Source organism: Psychrobacter sp. M4 (assembly GCF_055699795.1).
Genome location: NZ_CM146740.1, coordinates 3509054 through 3533870 on the forward strand (window position 1 = coordinate 3509054; position 24817 = coordinate 3533870).

Consider the following 24817-nt stretch of genomic DNA (forward strand, 5'->3'; position numbering starts at 1 on the left):
ATGGGTATCAACAAGATACCCATTTTTTTGTTTCTGAAACCTTACATTATCTATATTTTATTGTTACTATTTTATACTTCTTGAATAGATATTTTTAAATCTATTTACGTATTGATATATACAAAATTTTGAATAATTATTTTTAATTGAGGATTAGTAACATGAAAATTGGTATATTCACGGGTATTATTGCTTCTATGTTAGTTATGTCGGGTTGTTCAACAAGTGCTCCCAAACCAACATGGAAAAAAGTAGGTATATCTCAGTATGATACACACAACACCATACAAAAATGTCATTATCAAGTAGGTATTGCAAAAGTCAAAAGCGACAGAGAAGAAAGCTTATTCAATTCCTGTATGGAAGCAGAAGGATATCGATATACAAGTAAAAAATTATCTTAAAAATAAGTATCTACTTTCATCAAAATCTATTTACTTAGTAACCTAAGGCACTGTATAAAGTGCCTTTTTTATTGCCTTGATACTGATTATAGTATGTTATTTAAAACATAGTCTGAGACAATATATAGATTGTAGCTACAAATTTTAAAGCTAAATTTCCTAGGATTTTATCAAAATGCAACTAAAACTAATTAATTCTAAAAACATTCATATAACGTCCTTTTTTGCTTTTAGTAGTGTCTTATACCTTACTGCTTGCCAGCAACCGCCCAATTATAACTATATAAGCGGCGAGACAATGGGTACCAGCTATCACATCAGCTATAAGATACCTGAAAATGTCGATGGGGCGATGATTCAAGCGACGATTGATGAGCGTTTACAGCAAATTAATGACAGTATGTCGACTTATCAGTCCGACTCTACCATCTCTAAATTCAATCAATTGACTAAAGACACCCCTATCACTATCGATGCAGACTTTGATCATGTGCTTGAGGTTTCAAGACAGGTTTATGAGCAAGCAAATGGTGCCTTTGATCCTACCGTTATGCCACTCATAGAGACTTGGGGTTTTGGCAGCACCATGACTGTAGAGCGTTTGCAAAGTCCGCCAAGTCCTGATGAAATCGCTGTAGCAAAAGCTTTGGTAGACTTTGAAAGTATAATAAAAGACGGTGATAGCATTTATAAAACTAAAGATGGCGTTGGTCTTGATTTCTCCGCTGTGGCAAAAGGTTATGGTGTCGATGTTATTGCTGATGTATTGCGAAAAGATTATAAGATTCGCAACTATATGGTAGAAATCGGCGGAGAAGTAGCTTCTTCGGGGGTCAATAGTCAGCAACAACCTTGGCAAATTGCTATTGACGCGCCGATTAAGGGCAGTACCGTAACTGAGCGGCAAACCATTGCTATTATTCGTCAGCCTATAAATAGTGACAATAAAATGAATTTAGCGACCTCAGGTAATTATCGCAATTCAGTGACATTCAACGGTAAAGATTATAGTCATACTATTGATCCTACTACAGGTGCGCCTATAGCTGGTGGAGCGCCGTCAGTAACGGTTGCTGCGGATTCAGTAGCACTTGCTGATGCTTGGGCAACCGCGCTGACTGCCATGCCTTTTGATAAGGCGCTGGCAACGGCTAAAAAACAGAATGTTGCAGCGTTATTTGTAGTATTAGCTGATAATGTTCCGCCCAATGATGGTAGTACGGCTAATGAGGACAGCACCGATAATTGGCAAGTGGTAGAAACGACTGCTATGCAAAAACTACGGGCTGATAAAAAAGTTTGAACCTTAAATAGTTGCATAACTGGTATTTGTATCTAACTGATTTATATACCTATTATTTATCTGAGCAATATGTGATAGAATAAGATATAAATTTGATAAAGCTTGCAAAAGTGAGCTGAATAAAATAAGCCGAGGCTACTATGCTTAGTCAATTACTTCCTATGCTTGCCATTACCTTTACTGTGTTTGTATTATTCTTTATCTTCATGGGTATTGGTTATATGTTTAAAAAACAACCGTTAAAAGGTTCGTGTGGCGGCGTTGCCAAATTGATGGGTGATGAACAGTGCTCGTTTTGCGGTGATGATCCTAATAAATGTGATGCCTTAGTAGCTGAGCAGCAAGCTACTGCACTTAGAGCCTCGCAGCTTGGTAAATCTGTATAGGGATTTTCTTATAGAACCTTTACTTGTTACCATACGCTGATAGTACCTACTCCTGTGTTTTCTTATAATGGCGTTAAGCATAATTTTATATGCTTAACGCTATTTTTAAATACTCTTATCTAAATCTCTTGAAGTAGTCATTTATACATAGCTTTGATAATTCAATATTATAAAAAACGTTATGAATGACGCTCTATAAGTATTTCCCTAGTTTTAACTATTTATCTAGTTTTAACTGTTTATATCGACCACCGCTTTGGTGGAATTTTTTTGGTATCATTATAAGAGCGCTCTTTTGTCAGCACTTAATTAATGATAGGTTCTTTTTCTTACGTCAATAGTGTAGTGCTGCTATGTCTACCTCTACTAATTCTCAATCCACAGCGCCTTCTGCTAGCTCAAAAGCAGTTAACCTACCCTCATCAAAATTTACTTTTTGGCTGGTGCTATGCGCAATGATTCTACTGGCGACCAATATGCGTGCGCCCATCGTCGCCCTTGGCTCTATTGCACCAGTGGTACAAGAGGCGCTTGAGATATCTGAGACTCAAATTGGTTGGCTTGGCGCCGTGCCTATGCTTACTTTTGCTTTTGGAGCGCTGATTTCACCAGCAATTGGTAAGCGCTTTGGACTTGAGAATACTTTGATTGCTATGATTGCGCTGCTAACTTTAGGGATGGTTATGCGCTCAGTAGTTCCGACTTGGCTTGGGTTTTTGAGCGGTACGATACTGCTAACTTTAGCCATCGGTTTTGCCAATACTTTAGCAGCGCCTATTATCAAACAGCGTACGCCTAACCATATTGCCTTAATTACCGGTCTATTTAGTTTGACTATGACGGTGAGCGCTGGATTGGTCGCCGGTGTGGTGCTGCCCTTATCTGAATATGTCGGTTGGCAGTGGGCACTTGGTGGCTGGTCAATTTTGGGGCTTTTTGCCTTGGTTATTTGGGTGCTTTTACGCCTACGCTTAGGATCGTCAACGCATCAAGTAGTAGCGCCGCTTACGTCAAATCATTCAAACATATCTATGTGGCGAACTGCCTTTGCTTGGCAGATTGCGATATTTATGGGTCTGCAATCTTTGCTGTTTTATACTGTTGCTAGTTTTTTGCCTTCTATTTGGGTGAGTAAAGGGCTACCAGCGGTTACTGCCGGACAAATGGGATCCGTGTTTCAATTTATGGCGCCAGTGGCTATTTTGAGTCTTACGTGGCTGGTTAATCGCGGCCGTCCTATTCAAGCACTGGCAGTATTCGCTGCAGTTTTAAACGTCATAGGAATCTTGGGAGTCAGTTATCTATCTCCTAATTTGGCTTGGCTCTGGTCGGGGCTGATGGGCATTGGCTGCTCGGCTATCTTTACTTTGAGTATGATGCTGTTCTCCCTGCGCACCTATACCACTAATCAATCAAGCGAGCTGTCTGGAATGGCACAATTCGTTGGGTATCTGATTGCCTTTTTTGGGCCGCTTGGCACCGGCTGGCTGCATGAAGCGACAGACAGTTGGGATTTGCCGTTATTGCTGATACTCATATTAATGGTCATTAATGTGGTAATTGCATGGTTAGTCAGTCGTCCGGTGATGGTTGATGGTCGCCGTGCTTAGTTTACAATGTATAGTATTCGATCAATAAATAGATAGTTAAAGAGTAAAAGGAACTTAAAGTGAGCGACGATATCAATCAAGAAACAGCAGGCGATACAAACCAGCCTGAGCTACTACCTGCTGTGGCTCAGTACTTAAACGTACTCAATCAAATGGTGCTACCTGCTTTTATTAAAACCGGTAGTATTCCTAATGCTATCAATGCTAGAGACGGCTTGGCAAATTTAACTCGTACTTTAGTCACTGAGGCAGTGGATGTCCCGCTTATGATTGATGACATCGTTGAGGCTGATACTGAGGTTACTAATACTGGGGCTTATGATGTCCCTGTACGCCTTTTTTATCCTAACTTGCCCACCAACACCGACCAAGCTAAACCCACCAAACTACCTGTTATGCTCTATTTTCATGGTGGCGGCGGCACCGCGGGTAGCGTCTCTGTTTATCATCAAATATTATGTCGCTTGGCCAAACATACCGGGCATATTGTCGTGGCACCAGAGTATCGCCTAGCGCCAGAAAACCCTTATCCCTGCGGCCAAAATGATGCGTGTACCGTTTTGCTTGGCCTTAATAAACTGCTTGCCCGCCGCCAAATTGATGCTATAGGTATTGTCGTAGCAGGAGACAGTCATGGCAGCGCTTTGGTCACCAATCTTTTGCGTGACCCTAGAGTAAGAACGTCAGATATAATGGATAAAATCAGCGCGCAAGTGCTTATCTATCCTAGCGTTGACTTTACTATGAGCTATCCTTCCATTGAAAAATACGCCAGTGGTTATTTGCTTAGCCGTGATCGTATCAGCTGGTATGGCAAGCAGTACTTTCAGCATGGCGAAGATAAGCGCGCCAAGTCGGCGCTATTTGCTAGCTTGGACGAGCTTAAAAATCAGCCGCCTGCGCTTATTATTAATGCAGCGGTTGACCCTTTATATGATGAAGGCGTCGCTTATGCTAAAAAACTCAATGAGGCTGGCGTCGATACTCAGCATATTACTTATGATAAGGTTATTCACGCTTACCTGAATATGGAAAATCTCAATCCGGACATCTGCCTGCAAACCTATCAAGCAATTAATGAATTTTTAGATAGCAAAATCCTTCAGTAAAGTGTCGGTGTAAGATAGTTTATGATAAATTAAAAGTTGCTTGCTTATAATTAGCTTATTTGAAATAGCGTTAGCTTGTGAACGTTAAGCTTGCCCTAATATAGAGTAGATAATGCCAATAACTATAGTCAATCCTAAATAAAACTGGCACGGTTTTTAGAATGTGCTGCTGGTATTTATTTCCCTTGCGTGCTGTGTCTACGCTGACAGAGGCTGCGCGAAATTAATACCAGCAGCACTGACCACTTTTAAAATGTCCTAACTATATCTAACGGAATAACTATGTCCTTGCCTTTAATAAAGCCTTATCTATCTAAATTGCTGTTGTCGAAAAACATCAGCTTAGCGTTGCTAACTAGCTTAACCTTAGTAGCTTGTAGCCCTGCCGCTGAAAATGAGACTGAGGCTAATGATACGGTAGTAGAAGCTTCGCAAGTTGAGACAGCTCCTGCTGTTTCACGTGAAACCTCGACTGATTCCAGTGGTATAGAAGTAATTGAGCAACCTATTACTATTTTAGCTCTTGGCGATTCGTTAACTGAAGGCTTAGGCGTCGAGCGTGATGGCAATTACCCCACGCAGTTAGAAGCCAAATTAAAAGAAATGGGCTACGTCAATGTTGATGTGGTCAATTCCGGGCTTAGTGGTGAAACCAGCACGGGTTTGGTTAACCGTCTAGACTGGGTGACGCAAACCGAGCCTGACATCACCATACTCACTATTGGTGCTAATGACGCTATTCGTGGTCTCGATGTAGCAACGGTTGAAAAAAATATTCGTACTGCGATTAAGCATCTACAAGACAATGGTAGCGAGGTTATCTTAGGCGGTATGCAGATTTATGATAACTTAGGCAATGAATACGTGCAGTCATTTTCAGATATTTATCCGCGTATCGCTGAAGACATGAATGTGCCGATGATTCCTTTTTTCTTAGAGGGCGTGGGCGGCGACCCTGATTTGAATCAAGCGGACGCTATTCATCCCACAAAGGAAGGCTATACGATTATCGTGAATAATAATATTTTGCCCGTGCTAGAGCCGGAGCTTGAGAGCATGGTAGCAAGTAGGACTAATTAAAAGTGCTCATTAAATTATCTACTATAATCTATATCGCTAGTCAACTTTAAGAGAATACTGGGCTTCCGGTATAAACTCTTTTTGTTTGCTGTGTAACTTTGTCACTTTTCGATGCTACGCAAAATTTATACCAGAAGCATTTACATATAATTGTTCCATTTCCAACTATTTATGACCACAAATACGTTAATTGAGACTGTCCAATGACTGCTGCACCTACCAACAACGCCCTACTCACCGCTGCAAACCTTAATAAAACCGTGCAAGTCGGCGAGCAATCGCTAGCGATTATTAAAGACGTCAGTATCCATGTCGATGCCGGCGAGTTTGTGGTGATTATGGGTAAGTCTGGCTCGGGTAAATCTACCTTGCTTGGTTTGCTAGCAGCGTTAGATTATCCGGATAGCGGCTCGGTTAAATTAGGCGAGCAAACCTTAAGTAGCCTTGATGAAGATAAGCTGGCCGCTATTCGTCAGCGTGATATGGGCTTTGTGTTTCAGTCTTTTCATTTATTGCCGACATTGACCGTGGCAGAAAATATTGCTTTTCCGCTCGATATTGCGCGGCGTCCCGATAATGCGCGGGTCGATGAACTCATCGATGCGGTCGGACTTGGGCATCGGCGTGACAGCTTGCCCAATCAATTATCTGGCGGTGAACAGCAGCGTACCGCCGTCGCCCGCGCTTTGGTGTCAAGACCCAAAATCGTCTTTGCTGATGAACCGACGGGTAATTTAGACGAGCAAAACGCCGACCAAGTTATGCAATTATTGCTCGATTTGCGGCAACAAACCGGTTCAGCGCTGGTAGTCGTGACTCATGACCCAGCGCTTGCCGAGATGGCGGATAGAGTCATTACTATGCATGATGGGGTGATAGACGGAACTTACGCCAATGGATAAGCTCGCAAAAAACAACCAACCCGTTCATCATGTCAACGATGATACAAACACCACTAACAGTATAACGAGCCAGCTTTTTGCTTCCACCCTAGGCACTAAGGCCCTCACCCGCAGCTGGTGGCGACGCTGGGTGTATCCCGTTTTATTCTTAATCACTTTAACCCTATCGCTCGCCACTTATCTAACCCTTGATTCGATTCAACAAGCGGTCAATACCTATATCACCGACAATCAGCGCGCGCTAGTCGGTGGTGATTTGGTATTGGAGAGCAATCAAGAGTGGCCAGCACAAGTATTAGAGCAAGTACGCAGCTTGCCTGACGACCAAGTCGTTTATGACCATCAGTTTAGCTCCATGGCGGTGACCGAAGAGCAAACTTTGCTGGTGCGCATCAAAGGCGTTACCCCTGCTTATCCTTTGTATGGAGAGGCACAAACCGCCTCCGGCAAACCCTTATGGCAACAGCTAAGGCCAGACACTATCGTCATCGCGCCAGAGGTGTTACAAGGGTTAAATGCCGATGTTGGCGATACGGTTACCATTGGCGATGGACAATTTACCATCAGCGATGTGCTGACCAAAGAGCCAGACCGCCCCTTGAGCGCTTTTGATTTTGGCGGGCATGTATTGATGCAAGAGGACGCGCTGGCGGCGACCAATCTACTCGGTCAGCGTAGCCGTGTACGTTATCGTATTGAAATGGCAGGCGACGAGGAAACCATAGCCGCGTTAAATGAGCAATTAGAGCAAACTTTAACCAGCTATCCTAATATCAGGCTGTCTGATATCGATAGCGAGGACACGCAAGTCTCGCGCATCTCTGATAATGTGCTCATGTTTTTGAAATTACTGGTCATCGCGGTACTGCTATTATCCGCCGTCGCTATGTATGGCGTTATCACCGCCTTTGTCACCAAACAGCAAGCCAACAACGCCATCCGTATGGCGATGGGCGAACCGGCCCGTCAAATCAAAACCAGCTACTATCGGCTGTTATTGGGCACCTCCATCATTGCCAGTATCGCTGCTGTGGTGCTTAGTCTCGGGCTATTAAAAATCGGCCAGCCTTATCTCACCGCTATCTTGCCAGAAGACCTTGGCTTAGCGATTAGTCCGCTTAGTATCATTAAAACGCTGATTATCGCTATCATATTGACCTTGGTGATTACTCAGCGCGGCCTTAATGAGCTGAGCACCACTAAACCCGCTACCCTGCTCAACCAAGGCGCAAGCCAACAGTCCGGTAAACTGCCCCCTTGGTATAAAAGGTACAAACGCTTGCCCCTACTCTGGTACGGGTTGATGTTTATCGGTCTGTATTTATTCTTCACTTATGAAGTCGGCTCTTGGCGCTTATCAGCGCAATTGCTTATCGGTTTGATTGGCTTTGTCGCTATATTTTGGGCGCTGGCTCGCGGTTGGCTGTGGCTGTTATCACGCTTGGCAAAAAATAAAAACGTCAGCTGGATGCAGCGCATCGCTATTCATAATCTGGCGCGTAAAGGCAATCAATCAGCGCTATTCTTCGTCACGCTATCGCTATCGGTCGCGGTATTGACCCTGATTACCACCTTAAATCACAGTATTAACGCTCAGTTCGTCAACGCCTATCCTGAAGACGCTCCCAATATATTCTTGCTTGATGTGCAAAGCGAACAACACGACAAGATTAATAATATCATTGGCACACCGGTCAGCTATTACCCCGTTATTCGCGCACGTATCGTCACCGCTGGAGGCATCGCGGCAGAAGATATCGACGCCGATGACGACTTCGATGAACCGACTCGGGTGTTTAACTTAAGCTACGCCGACACGATTATGGACACCGAATACATCGTCGATGCGGTCACCGATGACGAGCTGTATAGCCCTATCGATGGTCAAGACCCACAAATCTCAAAGCTACAACAAGTACAGCCCTTGTCTATATTAGATAGCGCCGCTGAAATGCTAAACGTCGGTATGGGTGATGAAGTGGTGTTTAATATCCAAGGCATTGAGATAACTGGAGAGATTACCAGTATCCGCTCGCGCTTTGAGCGTGGCCCCAGTCCGTTCTTTTACTTTTTATTTAAGCCTGAGCTATTAGCCGCCGCCCCGCAAATCCAATTTGCCACCGCGCATATCCCTGAGGACAGTATCGCTGAGGTGCAAGGTCAACTGGTACGCGAATTCCCTGCGGTCACCACGGTTGATGGTACGGCTATCGCTGAGCAAATCCAAGGACTGGTGCAGCAGATGAGCCGCTTGGTCTATGTCTTTACCTTGCTAGCACTGCTTACGGGCATTATGGTACTGATTAGCTCCTTACTATCCACCTCACAAGACCGGATGCAAGAGAGCGCCTCGTTTCGCCTGCTCGGTATGCAAAAGCGTGATTTATACCTGCTTAATATTTTGGAGATTGGCGTACTTGGCGTTAGCGCCGCGGTGTTTGCGATGACGATTGCCAGCGCTGGCTCGTGGTTTGCGATTACCCAGTGGTTTGATTTACGTTTTAGTGTACCGTGGGCGAACTTAGCTATTGGTGGCGGATTGCTCCTAGCCTTACTGCTGGGTATTGCGATTATTTATGTGAGATTGGTGATTGGGCGCGGGATTATGGCTCGGGTTCGGGCTATGGTTTAGTGGTTGAGCTAAGACTTTTACAATGTTGTAATAGTCAATGAAAAGCTTTCTAGATAGGTTAAATGCTCAACGATTGAATCAATTTTAAAAATTGATATGAGAGTAATTCAAGCAATTTTTTGATTACTCTCATATTGTAGAGCTATTTTTAATTAGTTAAATCCATGGTGGTGTATCGAAAAGCATACCAATTAAAACTTGAACAACTCTTGGAGCTTTGAAAGCCTTGTAGAATCAGAAAATTAATTATGAATTCCTACTTAATTTTTATCGACAGCATACTTTTCAGAACACCCTTCAATTTATAATTAATCATCTTCATCATTTCTTTTTTTATCTATAGTATTTTGATTAGTATCTAGATTATTTAAAATTTTCTGGATATTGCTACGGGTATCTATAGCATTTTGACTAGCGTTCAAGGCATCTGAAAGTTTCTGAGCAACGCTACGAGTATCTATAACAGTTTGACTAGCGTTCAAAGTATCAAAGAGTTTCTGTGCAGCGCTATGAGTATCTACAACAGTTTGACTGGTATTCAAAGTATCAAAAAGTTTGTGTGCAGCACTACGACCATCTAGCATATTTTTACTAGCTTCTAAATCATCTAAAATTTTCTGCATTTCACTACGAGTATCTATAGTATTTCGACTAGCATTTAAAGTACTCCAAAGTTTCTGAGCAGCACTACTCGTATCTACAATATTCTGACCAGAATTCAAATCATCTATTAAATCTAATTCAAAATATTTGGAATAGTTTAAATGCTCTTTCGCCTCATCAATAGCAGTTTCATCAATGGAAATATCATAATACTTTTCAGCATCGGTAAGAAAATCATTGGTGTGATACATTTTAAAACTTTCTATTTCAGCTTCCTTATAAATTTCATTTTTAAGCTCAGGTCGAGCACCAATTACTTTTTCACCACGAGAATCAATAATCTCCCACCAATCTTCTTTTGAATCATCTGTAACAAATATTACATTTTTTAATGTATCAGAATCTTTAGAATAAGAAACTATTTGTTTCCAGATTATTAAATCTCCAAATTTACGTTGATACTCAATACCATTAAATAAAAAGTTGGCTTCTTCAGGGTTTTTCTCTTTATTACTGTCTTTATAGCCAGGTGGAATTTTCTTCTTGTATCTAGTTTCACCTTCTTCATAGGTTTTTCTTAAGAACTCCTCATTTGGCTCTTCTCCAACTTTATTCATAAACAACTCATCTAGCTTGACTCTTACCTCGTCTTCACTCCTTACAGAAGGCTGAGCATCATCCTGCATATTTACATCTTGCTGGAAACCCTCTACTAAGCCACAAATATCTTTTCTAAATTTCTCTTTCATTTCAAATAGAACTGGGTTTCTATCTTTTAGATTAAAATCAGAAAAATCCTTCTCTACAATTCCTATTATATTTTCAAGTTTTTTATTGATTTTAGTAAATACTGACTTTTCATCCTTAATTATATCTAGTCTTCTTCTTTGATATTCTAAGGCAACATGGAAAGGTATCCAAACTCTGCTTTCAATCGCCTCCAGTACCTTGAAAAACTCGTCTCTAGTTTCTTGAGAGTACTGGTATAAATTTAACAAAATATTAGTATCGAATATAAAAATAGTATTTTCATCAGACCATATAGCTTTCAGCTCTTCATCACTCAACTGGTAGAAGCTTTTAAACTTATCTTTCATATCGTTAATCTATCCTTTTTTATAACTGATTTGAACCCGCGATTACTACTAATTAACTAATAACCTAGGTTATTTAACAAACGTGACAAGCGTGTAAGAGGTTCGTTTAGATTATTTTTTACATATTCAGTATTTAGTTTTTGTTTTAAAGTATTTATTAATTCTGCATCATTACTTGTCGTAATACTGAATTTATCATCGCTTAATAAAACGTCTCTTTGAGCATAAGACAAAGCTGAACAAACTAAGCTAGCTAAATCTAGAACGCGATGTAGTGGCAATTCTTCAGACATACGAGACCACTTTTTACCTGAATGACGCCAAACCTTTACTGATAAATCTTCATCACTCCACTGCGACACTCCAAGCGATAAACCTTGGACATCTGTAGCATTTCTATATGCACCATCAATTCTTGAATAATTCTCTAGCTTTATAATTGGTTTGTGATTTAGATGAGTAGGTATATCCATATTTAGACCCTTAATATTCATGAGAGATATATTTTATTTTACTAACTGACTTACTAACTTATTTACTAAATCAGTTAGTAAAACATACTTTTAAAAAGAACTTTTGTCAACAGATATTATATGCGACTTAAACTAATAAATTTGATGTGAAGCAGCCATAGGTCAACTTAATCCAAAAATTATACCTACTCATTCTTCATCCAGTTATCAATAGTGCCTTGAAGCGCGGTTTAGCCTCGACAATAGCGGGTATACTTATGTGACCCAGAAAATCATAGATTTTCTCTTGCGTCGGGACAAAGCAGTGCTTTGTTATTTCCCTCCTCAGGCTTGCGGGGACTTAGCTGAGAGGGTTATCGAGGCAACAGGAACACTATCAGCCTTTAGTCACCGCGCCAGTGGGCATATAAGATATAAGCGGATGGCGAGATTAGCTCCAAAGCCCCAATCTCTAAAACCGCAAACCAAAACGCTCGCTATTGATATAGAGGGCGTTTTTTGGTTTATTCGTGGGTTAAATATACGAAAGATAAACGGCGATCAACGCTTGACAAGGCGCACATCAAAGCTGGCATTTGCTATACTAGCGCCACGCGAACCCGCACACTCACCTAATCAAACAGTCAGATACTGACAAGCGCACGGTAATCCTATGAAATTCTCTAAGTTTGGTCAAAAGTTTATTCAGCCTACGGGCATCTCGCAATTGATGGATGATTTGGGCGATGCGCTCAAAAGCGATAAGCCAGTCAATATGCTGGGCGGTGGTAATCCGGCACGTATTGAGGCAGTCAATGAGCTGTTTTTGGAGACCTATCAAGCGCTGGGTAACGATGGTAGCTTTCGTGAGGACATTAACAGCACGGCGACTAGTAGTATGGCGAATTACTCCAATCCGCAAGGCGATGCCGCTTTTATTGACGCCTTGGTAGGGTTCTTTAATCGTCATTATGACTGGAATTTGACGTCAGAGAATATCGCGCTGACCAATGGCTCGCAAAATGCGTTTTTTTATTTGTTTAACTTGTTTGGCGGGGCCTTCGTTGATGATGAGCTTGATGAGTCCAGTCAAGATAAAGACAATAAGTCGATAGATAAGTCGATTTTGCTACCGCTCGCTCCTGAGTATATCGGCTATAGCGATGTGCATGTGGAGGGTCAGCATTTTATGGCGGTGTTGCCGCATATCGATGAAGTTACTCATGATGGCGAAGAAGGGTTTTTTAAATACCGAGTAGATTTTGAGGCACTGGAAAACTTGACAGAGCTTAAAGAGAAGCGCATTGGGGCGATTTGTTGTTCGCGTCCGACCAATCCGACAGGTAACGTGCTGACCGATGAGGAAATGGCGCATTTGGCGGAGATTGCTAAGCGTTACGATGTACCACTGATTATCGATAACGCTTATGGCATGCCCTTCCCTAATATCATTTACTCAGACGTTACCCTTAATTGGGATGACAATACCATTCTTTGTTTTAGCCTGTCGAAAATTGGTTTGCCGGGGGTACGTACGGGAATTATCGTTGCCGCGCCTGAGGTGATCGAAGCGGTCAGCGCAATGAATGCGGTGGTCAATCTCTCGCCCACACGTTTTGGCGCTTCTATAGCCACGCCTTTAGTTCAAAACGACGCTATCAAAGACTTGTCTGATAACGAGATTAAGCCGTTTTATCAGCAGCAAGCGAAAACCGCAGTTGCGCTACTGAAAAAAGAGCTGGGCGACTATCCGCTGGCTATTCATAAGCCCGAGGGCGCGATATTCTTGTGGTTATGGTTTAAGGATTTGCCGATTAGTACCTCTGAGCTGTATGAAATCTTAAAAGACAAAGGTACCCTTATCGTACCGAGTGAATACTTTTTCCCGGGTGTTGATGTTAGCGACTACAGACACGCGCATGAGTGTATTCGTATGAGTATTGCCGCGGATGAAGACACTTTGGAGAAAGGGATTGCGGTGATTGGTGAGGTGGTGCGTGGGTTATATGATAAGGCTAAGTAAAACCCTTTACTCTTAAAAACAAAAAACGGACTAATGAATAGTCCGTTTTTTTATGGAGTAAACATACAGCTGACTCAATCTAAAATTGTTAAAGTACTGCTGGTATAAATTTTCCTTGCTTGCTGTGCGACTTCATCACTCCAGAGGCTGCGCAAAATTCATCCCAGCAGTACGTAATTAGTGTAGATAGCTTGTGCTCATCCTATTTAGAAATGGTTATATCAAAACGTTTTTAATTAAGCTCTTTTAGCAAAGCCTTAGCACTCATTTTACCAAAGTCATTCGCCGCTAGAGGCCCATCACCTGAGATCAGTTTTCTATCTTGATGGGTCTGTCCAGATGCCAGTTTATTATCGATAGTAACGCCTAAATCTTCTAACTTCTCCGCAAAATACCACGGCATTGGTCCAGGTAGATAACCGATCTTAGGCATTTGCTTATCCATCGCGGTTGGAAACGCCACCATTTTATAACCTTTAAAGATAAAGTCGCGCTCAGAGTTGCTGTCATTGTCAGAGCTGTCAGGGCTATTTAGGTCAGCCGCCAATAAAGCCGCAGGCCCATGACAAATCGCTAAGGTGAATAAATCTTTGTCATAACCCCAACGTAACAATTCGCCAAGATTATAATCTTCGGGTAAGCCAAGCATCGCCCCGTGACCACCGGGAATAAAGATTGCCACATATTCATCGCTATCTGCCATATCATTTTTGACGAAGTCAGCGATGCTGTTTGGGTTATTAAGCTTGGACTCATATTCGCTATAGATTTGTTTGACGTCGTCATCGTCCTCTGGCATTGCCCACTGCTCAACTTTGACAGGCTTCCCCGTTGGCGTAAACACATCGACATCAAATCCCGCTTTTTTAAAGTGTAATAACGGCACCATCATCTCTACCGGATGATTGCCTGTCTCGAACCTTTTATCATTGACCATGTTCATGTACTGGCGCTCGGTACAGACCATCATAATTTTCTTATTGCCAGTATAGGGATTATCGTACTTGGTATTATCGTAGTTGGTTTTGTTCGGTGCGGCTATCTTTAGCGAGGACTTAGAAGGGATATAAGCGCCTGACTCAGTCTCTTGCGGCTCTAAACCCAAGGTGTCTTTGGCCTTATCTAAAGTATCTTTGGCTTTGTCTAATAGGTTTTGGATATTCATAGTGGCTCCTTTTTATATGTTTTTTATTATCTATGTGGATTTAACAGCTATATTGCATAACTAAAATTATAAATCCAAAGTAACAAAAGGAAGCGACGTTAAATAGAGAAGAGTTTTTATGTTTCGTAAGCTTTGTAAAGCTTGGGTTGTTAAGTTCGTGATTTTTTTAACATCTTACTCGATGAGCTGGTAGCCTGAAAAACCTTTGTCCACTTATTTACCACAAACAGCATAAAAGGCAGCAAGCACGTATTAATAAGATCATGAATGCTGGCTTTTATGTCTGAGCCTTTCAATGCCCAGATACCTTTTGGCAAAATGATATGACGGTTATCCAAATACTCACCTAACAAAGCAACGCCTATCACGACGGTTAAAGCAATGAATCCTCTGAGACTTTGCTTTTTGATGACGGGACGAAGTACCAGCAGACAAAGCAAATAGACGCCAACACCGACATAGATGTGCAAAGCATCTTTGGCAAGGCCCGTTAACTCAATGATATGTATTTTAAAGGTATTAAAGTCCAATTCTTCTTCTCAGGTTTCTAGCTTAATAAGATTTATTTAAACATCCCACTCTACAAAGTTCTTCAACAGCTGCAAGCCTGCGGTATGACTCTTCTCAGGATGGAACTGAGTAGCGAATAGATTGTCTTTAATAATACTGGCACAAAACGGCTGACCATAATCACAAATGGCAGCGGTTTGCGATTTATCAGCAGGATCACAATAATAGCTGTGCACAAAGTAAAAGTGCGCATTGTCCTCAATACTATTCCATAGCGGATGATTAAGATCCATCTCCGTAATCGTATTCCAGCCCATATGTGGCACTTTAATCGTCGCCCCTTGCTCATCTGTCCACGTGGGATCAAAGGCTTCTACGCTGCCTTGTAGGATACCCAAACAAGCCGTACCACCGTTCTCAGAGGATTGCTCAAACAGCGCTTGCATACCGACGCAAATTGCCATAACGGGCTTGTTAAAAATAGCCTCGCGTACGACGTCATCAATGCCTGCCGCGTGCATACCAATCATACAATCACGCATCGCACCGACACCAGGGAAGACGATTTTGTCTGAGCTAGAGACGACTTTCGGGTCATTGGTGATAGACACCTCTGCGCCGACGTTGGCAAGCGCTTTGCTTACCGAATGCAAGTTACCCATGCCATAATCTAAGAGTGCAATTTTGGTCATTAAAACGCCTCTTTCGTCGACGGCAAGGTATTCAAAGCACGCTCATCATACTCACATGCCATACGCAGGGCACGGGCAAAGGCTTTAAAGGTAGACTCGATTTGGTGATGGCTGTTTTTACCTTTAAGATTATCCAAATGCACCGTCATCCATGAATGATTGACGAAACCGTAGAAGAACTCGCTAAATAGATCGACATCAAAGGTACCCACATGCGAGCGGGTAAAAGGGATGTCCATATGCAAACCAGGACGACCTGAGAGATCGACGACGGCGCGCGTTAACGCTTCATCAAGCGGCGCATAAAAGTGCCCATAACGACGGATGCCTTTTTTATCACCAAGGGCTTTATTAAAAGCTTGACCCAAAGTAATGCCTGTATCTTCAACGCTATGATGGTCGTCGATAAAGGTATCGCCAACGCATTTGATGTCTAAATCAAAGAGACCGTGACGCTTGATCTGATCAATCATATGATCCAAAAACGGCACGCCAGTATCGACTTTGCCTTGACCGGTGCCATCAAGATTAACGGTACACGTGATTTGCGTCTCAGCGGTGTTGCGCTCGACCGTAGCGATACGCGCTGGGCGACCGTACTGGTTTAAATTTTGAGTTTGATTGTTATCAGCAGACATAGCGACTCTCTATAAACAAAGGATGGATGCTAAATAATGACTATTAAATAGGTATTAAATGAATACTAAAGGGATTGATGCCCTTATCATAGCAAAATGGTGTCATAACGGCTACGGCAGGACGCTAAAGCACGCCCTTATTTGCTCTAGTCTGCTAAAATATGGTTTTAAGTATTATCAATCGCCCTTTTATCCCAACATAGCAAGATTTGAAGTAGGAGCTATCATGCCTTTAGAAGCCATCGCCATCAACGATTTAACTGCGCCGCTGATTAAAAAGCCTGCCCGTAAGAATGAGTTGGCGGAGCGTTTGCAAGCTTTGTATGATAGCGACGATAGCCAGCCGAGTGGTGAAGAGGTATTAAATATTATCAAGCAAGGCTTTAAACGTGGGCAGTATCTGTATGTGGGCATGTTTAATGATAAGCCTATCGCGGCAGTTGGCTGCTTCGATGACGGGCAAACAGATAGCCGGCGCTTGCAATATTTAACCGTACATCCGCAAAATAAAGGCCGCGCTATTGATGCCAAGTTTATCAAGCTCGTCTATGATGCTGAGGTCAAAAAAGGCGTGCGTCAGTTTGTGCCTGTTGATCGCGATATTCATCAAATTATGAGCGACTATGAACTAATACGGGTTAAAGATTAACTTTATGATTGAATTTAATTATTTATGCCATAAAAGATAAAAATGACTTGACACTAGCGCCTATATTTAGTTTAATAGCGTCCTCAACGAAGACGGCTCGATAGCTCAGTCGGTAGAGCAACGGATTGAAAATCCGTGTGTCGGCAGTTCGATCCTGCCTCGAGCCACCATTTCGTTGACCCCATTTTAGTTATATTAGAATTACAGTGAAAAGCCTCGAACAGCAATGCTTGGGGCTTTTTTGTGTCTGTATAGTCGCTTCTAATCAAAACTAGCATACCTTTTACCATGCGCCTGTTTTGAAGTGTCTCAACTATTATATCAAGATCTATTCTAAGTACTGATTTCTACTTTGATGTCTACTTGCTCAATTATCCCTCCACTCTATCACGCAGTAATAGCTCACAGCGCTCGTTGGCATCTAAATTATACACCGTAGCTCTGTAGTCAATACCGTAACGCCCTTCAAAAAATACTACGCGATCGCCTACTGCCATATAACAAAACTGACGTGCATCATAAATAAAGTCATCGATGACAAACGCTACATCGCGATCAACGGCTTCGACGGTATAGGTCTCGCCTTTTGGTATCAGGCGCTCAAACCAAGCGCTATGCGCGTGACTCATGCTTAACATAGCGATTAGAAGCAACCCCAACATTGTCAATAGCGTAGTATTGGAAAATGAGAATGGTAGGGACTTTTGTATATTAAATTTATTCATTACTAGACATCCTGTTTATCATCTTTACTGACAGCTGCGCCTATTTTTTTGACATGTTTGACATGATAGTTTTGAGCTATAGTAAACTTTCATTGTCACGGCCAAATAACATTTTTGTGCTGTTTATTGTGCCTGCGCGCTCAGTATACTAGCTATAAATGTCAGCGAGGGGAAGCGTTATGAGAGAGTTTGATTATGATTTGGACTATAAAAACCTAGATTTGCGTAAGCACCCCGAACTGTATCGGGTGGGCCGCGGTGAACAAGGCGTGCTATTGGTTGAACCGTATAAGTCGGAGATATTGCCGCACTGGCGCTTTGCGACCCCTGATATTGCAACCGAGAGTAGCGAGAAAATTTATCAGATGTTTTTAGACTATCTAGATGATGATGACTTTGTCGGCGCGGACATGGCACGCAAGTTTATTCAGATGGGCTATACTCGCGCCCGTCGTTACGCCAATCACAAAGGCGGTAAAAAATACAAAGGGCCTGTGCCCGATGATAAAAAAGGTCAAAGCGGCGCTCATGGTCGTGAGGAGCTGCCGCGTCAGGAGGAAGACCCTATCAAAGCAGAATCGGCGCGGATATTTAAAGCTAAATGGGATCTGTGCCGCGAAAATAAAGATTATTTGAGAATGAAAAAAGAGCACCGCGAACGCTATAAGGAAGTTGATTAAATCAATATTGAAAAATCGATATTAGAAAAACATAGCCAAAATGGTTCTAGATTCAAACGATTGTTGTGCTAAGGTATGAGAAGCTAAAAACAGTGTTTTTAAACTTAAAACTAGAATAACGAGCCTATAATTTATGCAAGATAAACAGCTTTTAATATTTGATTTTGATGGCACCTTGATCGATAGTGTGCCTGATTTGGCTGATGCCACCAATACGATGCTTAAGCAGCTGGGCCTACCTACCTACTCTCTTGAAACGATAAAAAAGTGGGTCGGTAATGGCTCAAGAGTACTGGTTGAGCGCGCTTTGGTAGGCAAAATTGAGGTTGCAGCAGGAGATCTGACAACTAAAGAAGCCGATTATGCTGAGCAAATATTCCTTGAGGCTTATAGCAATATTGAAACCAGCAAAACTATAGCCTACCCCGATGTTGATAGTGGTCTTAAACAGCTCCGCGATGCAGGTTTTACGCTCGCACTAGTGACCAATAAACCTATTCGCTTTGTGCCTAAAATTTTGCAGTCATTTGGCTGGCAGGACTTGTTTGCAGAAGTGATGGGCGGCGATAGTCTGCCGACTAAAAAACCTGATCCCGCGCCGCTGTTGCACGTTTGTGAGAAACTAGCGATCCACCCAGACGAAGCGGTGATGATTGGCGACTCCAAGAACGATATCTTAGCCGGACAAAACGCTCATATGGATACTTTGGGTCTATCCTATGGCTATAACTACGGACAAGATATTCGCGACTTTCATCCGACTAAAACTTTTGATAACTTCGCTGCACTCATTGATTATCTGTTAACAGACTAGCTTTGTCTTATTGAGCATAACAACCTTTGTTTGACTTAAAGAGTAATACCAAAAGAGACTTTAAGATGACATTATCAAATATGATTGCAGCCAATATAACACCTAGCATAAACTTAGCAAATACAGCAGTGCCAAGCGATATCATTATTGCCCAAAATACCATCCTCCAACCTATCCATACCATTGCCGAGCAATTGGGGTTGTTGGCGCAAGATATAGAACCCTATGGCCATTATAAAGCCAAAATAGACCCAACTGCTGTGTTTGCCAAACCTATAAAAACCGCGCGCAGTAAATTGATCTTAGTGACCGCCATTAACCCGACGCCAGCTGGTGAAGGCAAAACCACCGTTACTATTGGCCTCGCTGATGCGCTAAACCGCCTGCACAAACAACAAAACAATGGTAAAAAAACCACCGTGGCCATACGTGAGCCGTCATTAGGGCCTGTATTTGGTATGAAAGGCGGCGCCGCTGGCGGCGGTTACGCGCAAGTACTGCCAATGGAAGATATCAACCTGCACTTTACCGGTGACTTGCATGCTATTAGCGCGGCCAATAATCTACTAGCAGCGCTAATTGATAATCATATCTACCAAGGTAATGCTTTGGATATTGACCCCAAGCAAATCTTTTGGCGACGCGCAATGGACATGAATGACCGTCAGCTACGCAATATCATTAGCGGCTTAGGCAAGCGCACTGATGGCGTAGTGCGTGAAGATGGTTTTGATATTACCGTGGCCTCAGAGGTTATGGCCATTTTTTGTCTGGCTACCGATCTTGCTGATCTAAAACAGCGTTTGGGTAATATCTTAGTCGCTCTTAATAGCGACAAACAGCCTGTTTATGCTCGTGACCTTAATGCACACGGTGCCATGGCGGCACTACTAAAAGAAGCTATCAAACCCAACTTGGTACAGACCATTGAGGGCACACCTGCTATCGTCCATGGCGGCCCGTTTGCCAATATCGCCCACGGCTGCAATTCAGTCGTTGCTACTCGCGTTGCCATGCATCTGTCTGATTATACTTTGACAGAAGCTGGCTTTGGCGCTGATTTGGGCGCGCAAAAGTTTTGTGATATCAAGTGCCGACTGTCAGGTCTAACACCTGACGCTGCGGTCATCGTAGCTACTATTCGGGCGCTAAAATATAATGGCGGTGTGCTCAAAGATGAGCTGACGCAAGAGAATCTACCCGCTCTTAAACGCGGGCTGCCAAACCTATTTAAACATATCGAAAATATGCAACAAGTCTACGGCTTACCTGTGGTAGTCGCGATCAACCATTTTATCAGCGATACCGACGCTGAGGTTGAGCTGGTACGCGAGGCTTGCGCGTCAAAGGGAGTAGAAGTTGCTATTACGCAAGTATGGGAAAAGGGCGGCGCTGGCGGGGAGGACTTAGCCAATACTTTGTTAACTTTACTCGCTGAGCAGGAGCATAATCCTAGTACCTTTAAGCTAGCTTACGATAGTGACCATAGCATCGCCTATAAAATTCGTATGGTGGCGCAGCGCATTTATGGTGCTGCTGATATCGATATCAGTAGCCAAGCCCAATCCAAGATACGCCAGTTAGAAGTATTAGGGTTAGACAGAATCCCAATATGTATTGCCAAAACCCCGTATTCACTCAGCGACGATGCCAAGCTGCTGGGACGACCGGTGGGCTTTACTATTCACGTGCGTGATATCAGTATCTCATCGGGTGCCGGGTTTATCGTGGTAATTTGTGGCCCTATTATGAAGATGCCAGGTTTGCCAAAAGTGCCCTCAGCTGAGCGTATAAATGTAGATGATGCGGGTAATATTACGGGCTTATTTTAGATTAAAGACTCATTTTAAATTAACAAATTACTTACTGCGATAACTTACTTACTGCGATAGCTGAGCGCCTCAGACACATGGGCGCTTGTGACCTCAATACTATTTGCTAAATCAGCAATGGTACGCGCCACTCGCAGTACGCGGTGATAACCACGCGCTGATAAGTTGAGCCGCTGCTGCGCCATTTGTAGTAGCTGCTGCTCACTCTCACCTAATGGCACATAACTATCAACTTCGCTAGGACTTAGCTCATTATTGACTTTGCTTTGCCGTGCCAATTGACGCTGATGCGCAGCTGATACTCGAGCTCTTACTTGCTTGGATGCCTCACCTACTTGCGCGTTTTGCAGATCGCTAATGGGTAGCGCTGGTACGGTAATATGCAAGTCGATACGGTCGAGTAGCGGCCCTGAGAGCTTATCTTGGTAGCGCTTAATCTGTTCAGGTCGGCAGCGACAACGGTTAGAGGCATCACCATCGTAGCCGCAAGGACACGGATTCATCGCGGCTACCAATTGAAAATTAGCCGGAAAAGTCATTTGTGAGTTAGCACGGCTGATAGTGACTTGCTTAGCTTCTAACGGCTGACGCAATACCTCAAGCACGCTACGCTCAAATTCGGGCAGTTCATCTAAAAATAAAATTCCACGATTGGCAAGGGTAATCTCACCCGGTTTGGGACGGGAACCACCACCGACCAAGGCCACAGCAGATATAGTATGATGCACTTGCCTAAAGGGACGTGTACCATAATCATAATCGCTATCGGCGACCGAATAAGTACTGGCGACCTCAAGCGCATCTTCGTCACTTAAATCCGGCAAGATAGTGGGCAGGCGTGACGCCATTAAGGTCTTACCAGAGCCCGGTGGTCCAGTGAATAACAATGAATGCCCGCCAGCTGCGGCAATCTCAAGCGCTCGCCTTGCATGGTGCTGACCTTTAACATCAGCAAGATCAACTTTATAACCTACGTGCTTTTGAGTAGTGTTGGGAATGACCACTGCTAAACGCTGATCGCTAGCGTTTGGATCAGCTAACGATTGCAAGTGATCACAGACCGCTTTTAGACTCTCAGCACTTAGAATTTCTACTCCCTCAACACGGCTGGCCTCTGCCCCATTATCCATTGGTACTATTAACTGAGGATGTAATTGAGGATGTAACTGAGGATGTAACTGTGGTTGCGATTGCTGGTTTTGCGCGCTGTTATTTGCTGCTACTTTCGCCGTTTTAGCAGCTAAAGCTTCTGCTTTTATTGCACGCGCTACGGCTAGACTACCAGTTACTTGGCGTAGATTACCATTAAGCGCCAGCTCGCCGATAAACTCAAACTTCGATAATACTTCCGGATTAAGCTGATCGCTCGCGGCCAAGATACCGATAGCTATCGGCAAATCAAGGCGCGCGCCGTCCTTTGGCAAATCAGCAGGCGCCAAATTAATGGTTAAGCGGCGATTGGGAAACTGAAAGCCTGAATTGAGAATAGCGGAGCGTACCCGATCTTTGCTTTCGCGAACGGCTGCTTCTGGCAATCCGACAATAGTTAAAGCGGGTAAGCCTTGTGATAGATGCACTTCAATAATAACTTTTGGAGCATGGAGACCGACAACGGAGCGGGTATAAACTTGCGCAAACGACATGAGCGTTCCCTAATAAGAGGTCTATTAATAATAAAGTATTAATTATAAGTGCGCAAATGTTGTCTCTTATTATTTGAAATGTGACCTAGAAATCGTAACCTAGAGAAAATCATCTAGAAAATACAGCTAATTAAAATAGTAAAAAAGATACTCGTTACGAAAATCTTGGTTAAATAAGCCATATATAAATAATAAGGTAAAGACAAACCACATAATGGATACATAGAATCTTATTTGTTCTGCCTTCCAGTCCCAAGCAAACCAGCCTACCAAAATAAAAGACAACCAACCTTCAATTCTGTGAGCGCCGCCCCAAAATACTATCCAATAGTTGAATAGACTGACTAACAGATAAAAAATCAACCAACTTATCAAAGCTACATACTCCATAAAACTAGCTATTAAAAACTCAAGCTTTTTATCGACAACGCACTTTATAGTTGACACACCTTGGAATAGGCAAAGTGCTGCTGGTATTAATTTCGCGCAGCCTCTGGCTGCAACGACACAGTACGCAAGGAAGAGTAATACTAGTAGCGCATAAAGTGTGCCAATCCTATCTAGGATTGACTTTACTACGAAACTTAATTGCTAATATTAGCATTATTAATTGACTGGTTCATAACAATTGTTCATTTAAAATAGAAAAATCGCTCGTCGTCTCATTTATCGTTGAGATTAAAATGCTATTTTGTAGATCTAGAATTTCAGAGTTACAAACCCTATATTGTTGAGTAACTCTTTGTTCTGCAACAAAAAAGATAAATTAGGATTCTTTATGACTGATATTAATTACACCCATTATCTTGGGCAGCTTGGGTTTACAGAGACTGAAATCAATAAAACAATTACACCTGATTTGGAGACTCTACAACGCTTACAAATAGCGCATTTAACCCAGTATCCTTTTCAAAGCTTAACTACCGTTTTAGATCGGCCGGTTGACCTAGAAGAAGCTAGTATCTATAACAAAGTAATAGAGCGCCGCTTAGGAGGTTATTGTTATGAGCTTAATGGCTTATTTTTAGCGCTACTACGTCATTTGGGCTACGAGGCCCGTATCGTGACCGGCATTGTCATTATTGACAACCAGATTGAGCGCCGTAATGCTCGTACTCATATGGCTATCATAGTGACTATTGAGGAGCGAAACTATTTAGTCGATGTCGGTTTTGGTGGTCAGGTACCCACTGCGCCTTTAGTATTTGCTTATAATCAACAGAACCAAGATCAAAGTAGTGCTCAGGAGAACAAGGCGGCACAGATACAAACCACCCCACATGGCAACTACAAGATTATTAGAGATGAGAGCTTTGATGATCAATCTAAGAATCCGATCCTTACTCATGCCGAAGTGAATTATGAGCGCTATATTCTGTGCAGCGAGGTCAAATCAGAGTGGCAGATGCTCTACGTCTTTGATCTATTACCGCAGATTAAAATAGATATGATCGTTGGTAACTGGTATATCTCTACTTATCCAAAATCGCCTTTTAAAGATAAGATTATGGTATCAAGAGCTGAGGAAAATGGGGTCAAACATACGTTATTTAATAGTAAATATCACAAGCATGAATTGGGCAAGCCCAGTCAAACCAAAATACTTGCTAGTGTCGATGAGCTTTTAGTACAGCTAAAAGAGGTGTTTTTTATGAACCTCAAAGACGAGATAACCAGCAGTGAACGTCAACACTTACAGAACTTTTGGAACAGTTTAGATAAAACCTAGCTAGCAAATTGATTCTAAACAGAAAACAAAACTGAGCGACCACCCCACTAGCATTGAGGATTTGTTATAATAACGGTCGTATATCCAACCATTATTACTAAGCTAAAAACGTATATGAGCCACAATTTATGATAACTAT

Annotated in this window: 22 protein-coding genes and 1 tRNA gene; 15 read left to right on the forward strand and 8 right to left on the reverse strand. The window is 42.6% G+C overall.

Annotated features, from left to right (window positions below):
- The first annotated feature begins 161 nt into the window (after positions 1-161).
- The 8 genes from ACR63N_RS14740 (at position 162) to ACR63N_RS14775 (ending at position 9426) form a co-directional block, all read left to right on the forward strand.
- Positions 162-404 carry a hypothetical protein gene (locus ACR63N_RS14740; RefSeq protein WP_367104752.1) on the forward strand — a complete coding sequence of 81 codons (243 nt, stop codon included), beginning with the start codon at positions 162-164 and terminating at the stop codon, positions 402-404.
- Between the two features lie 175 nt (positions 405-579).
- Positions 580-1707, forward strand: coding sequence for an FAD:protein FMN transferase (locus tag ACR63N_RS14745; RefSeq protein ID WP_472782251.1), 1128 nt, complete (start codon positions 580-582; stop codon positions 1705-1707).
- Between the two features lie 140 nt (positions 1708-1847).
- Entirely contained in the window at positions 1848-2093 is a 246-nt protein-coding gene (gene nqrM, locus ACR63N_RS14750; RefSeq protein ID WP_367104754.1) for a (Na+)-NQR maturation NqrM, read from the forward strand.
- A 353-nt stretch (positions 2094-2446) separates the two neighbouring features.
- Positions 2447-3703, forward strand: a complete 1257-nt coding sequence (locus tag ACR63N_RS14755) for an MFS transporter (protein ID WP_472782252.1) — start codon at positions 2447-2449, stop codon at positions 3701-3703.
- Between the two features lie 59 nt (positions 3704-3762).
- On the forward strand, positions 3763-4812 hold the full coding sequence (locus ACR63N_RS14760) for an alpha/beta hydrolase (RefSeq protein ID WP_472782253.1): 1050 nt from the start codon (positions 3763-3765) through the stop codon (positions 4810-4812).
- Positions 4813-5094: 282 nt separating this feature from the next.
- Entirely contained in the window at positions 5095-5892 is a 798-nt protein-coding gene (locus ACR63N_RS14765) for an arylesterase (protein ID WP_472782254.1), read from the forward strand.
- 203 nt (positions 5893-6095) lie between these two features.
- Positions 6096-6794, forward strand: a complete 699-nt coding sequence (locus ACR63N_RS14770; protein ID WP_472782255.1) for an ABC transporter ATP-binding protein — start codon at positions 6096-6098, stop codon at positions 6792-6794.
- Positions 6787-9426 (forward strand): ABC transporter permease, encoded by a 2640-nt coding sequence (locus tag ACR63N_RS14775; RefSeq protein WP_472782256.1) that lies wholly within the window; start codon positions 6787-6789, stop codon positions 9424-9426. Before ACR63N_RS14770 ends, ACR63N_RS14775 begins: the two co-directional genes overlap by 8 nt.
- A gap of 308 nt (positions 9427-9734) precedes the next feature.
- Here the strand turns inward: ACR63N_RS14775 and ACR63N_RS14780 are convergent, their stop codons facing one another.
- Both ACR63N_RS14780 and ACR63N_RS14785 read right to left on the reverse strand, forming a co-directional pair.
- Positions 9735-11126: a PIN-like domain-containing protein gene (locus tag ACR63N_RS14780; RefSeq protein WP_472782257.1), complete on the reverse strand. Its 1392-nt coding sequence runs from the start codon at positions 11124-11126 to the stop codon at positions 9735-9737.
- 56 nt (positions 11127-11182) lie between these two features.
- Positions 11183-11599: a DUF6530 family protein gene (locus ACR63N_RS14785; protein WP_353105298.1), complete on the reverse strand. Its 417-nt coding sequence runs from the start codon at positions 11597-11599 to the stop codon at positions 11183-11185.
- A gap of 652 nt (positions 11600-12251) precedes the next feature.
- Between ACR63N_RS14785 and ACR63N_RS14790 the strand changes: the two genes are divergently transcribed.
- Positions 12252-13601, forward strand: coding sequence for a valine--pyruvate transaminase (locus tag ACR63N_RS14790; RefSeq protein ID WP_472782258.1), 1350 nt, complete (start codon positions 12252-12254; stop codon positions 13599-13601).
- Positions 13602-13833: 232 nt separating this feature from the next.
- On the opposite strand, the gene ACR63N_RS14795 is transcribed toward ACR63N_RS14790, so the two are convergent.
- From ACR63N_RS14795 to hisB, 4 genes are all read right to left on the reverse strand, one after another.
- Positions 13834-14766: a DJ-1/PfpI family protein gene (locus ACR63N_RS14795; RefSeq protein WP_472782259.1), complete on the reverse strand. Its 933-nt coding sequence runs from the start codon at positions 14764-14766 to the stop codon at positions 13834-13836.
- Between the two features lie 149 nt (positions 14767-14915).
- Positions 14916-15296 carry a hypothetical protein gene (locus tag ACR63N_RS14800; protein WP_472782260.1) on the reverse strand — a complete coding sequence of 127 codons (381 nt, stop codon included), beginning with the start codon at positions 15294-15296 and terminating at the stop codon, positions 14916-14918.
- Between the two features lie 36 nt (positions 15297-15332).
- Positions 15333-15968: an imidazole glycerol phosphate synthase subunit HisH gene (gene hisH, locus ACR63N_RS14805; protein WP_472782261.1), complete on the reverse strand. Its 636-nt coding sequence runs from the start codon at positions 15966-15968 to the stop codon at positions 15333-15335.
- Positions 15968-16606: an imidazoleglycerol-phosphate dehydratase HisB gene (hisB, locus tag ACR63N_RS14810; protein WP_472782262.1), complete on the reverse strand. Its 639-nt coding sequence runs from the start codon at positions 16604-16606 to the stop codon at positions 15968-15970. Before hisB ends, hisH begins: the two co-directional genes overlap by 1 nt.
- Before the next feature lie 58 nt (positions 16607-16664).
- Here hisB and ACR63N_RS14815 point away from each other — a divergent pair, with 58 nt between their 5' ends.
- Positions 16665-17255, forward strand: coding sequence for a hypothetical protein (locus ACR63N_RS14815; protein ID WP_472782263.1), 591 nt, complete (start codon positions 16665-16667; stop codon positions 17253-17255).
- A gap of 94 nt (positions 17256-17349) precedes the next feature.
- Positions 17350-17425, forward strand: a tRNA-Phe gene (locus ACR63N_RS14820).
- 201 nt (positions 17426-17626) lie between these two features.
- On the opposite strand, the gene ACR63N_RS14825 is transcribed toward ACR63N_RS14820, so the two are convergent.
- Complete coding sequence (locus ACR63N_RS14825; protein ID WP_472782264.1) at positions 17627-17980, reverse strand: hypothetical protein; 354 nt, start codon at positions 17978-17980, stop codon at positions 17627-17629.
- A 179-nt stretch (positions 17981-18159) separates the two neighbouring features.
- On the opposite strand from ACR63N_RS14825, the gene ACR63N_RS14830 reads away from it, so the two are divergent.
- The 3 genes from ACR63N_RS14830 to ACR63N_RS14840 all read left to right on the forward strand — a co-directional run bounded on the left by ACR63N_RS14830 (position 18160) and on the right by ACR63N_RS14840 (position 21306).
- On the forward strand, positions 18160-18660 hold the full coding sequence (locus ACR63N_RS14830) for a DUF4385 domain-containing protein (RefSeq protein ID WP_367104769.1): 501 nt from the start codon (positions 18160-18162) through the stop codon (positions 18658-18660).
- Positions 18661-18793: 133 nt separating this feature from the next.
- Positions 18794-19474 (forward strand): phosphoglycolate phosphatase, encoded by a 681-nt coding sequence (locus ACR63N_RS14835; protein WP_472782265.1) that lies wholly within the window; start codon positions 18794-18796, stop codon positions 19472-19474.
- 80 nt (positions 19475-19554) lie between these two features.
- Positions 19555-21306 carry a formate--tetrahydrofolate ligase gene (locus ACR63N_RS14840; RefSeq protein ID WP_472782759.1) on the forward strand — a complete coding sequence of 584 codons (1752 nt, stop codon included), beginning with the start codon at positions 19555-19557 and terminating at the stop codon, positions 21304-21306.
- A 44-nt stretch (positions 21307-21350) separates the two neighbouring features.
- Here ACR63N_RS14840 and ACR63N_RS14845 read toward each other — a convergent pair whose 3' ends face one another.
- Positions 21351-22949: a YifB family Mg chelatase-like AAA ATPase gene (locus ACR63N_RS14845; protein ID WP_472782266.1), complete on the reverse strand. Its 1599-nt coding sequence runs from the start codon at positions 22947-22949 to the stop codon at positions 21351-21353.
- A gap of 778 nt (positions 22950-23727) precedes the next feature.
- Here ACR63N_RS14845 and ACR63N_RS14850 point away from each other — a divergent pair.
- A complete protein-coding gene (locus ACR63N_RS14850; protein ID WP_472782267.1) occupies positions 23728-24678 on the forward strand; it encodes an arylamine N-acetyltransferase family protein in 951 nt (316 codons plus the stop codon).
- Positions 24679-24817 lie beyond the last annotated feature (139 nt).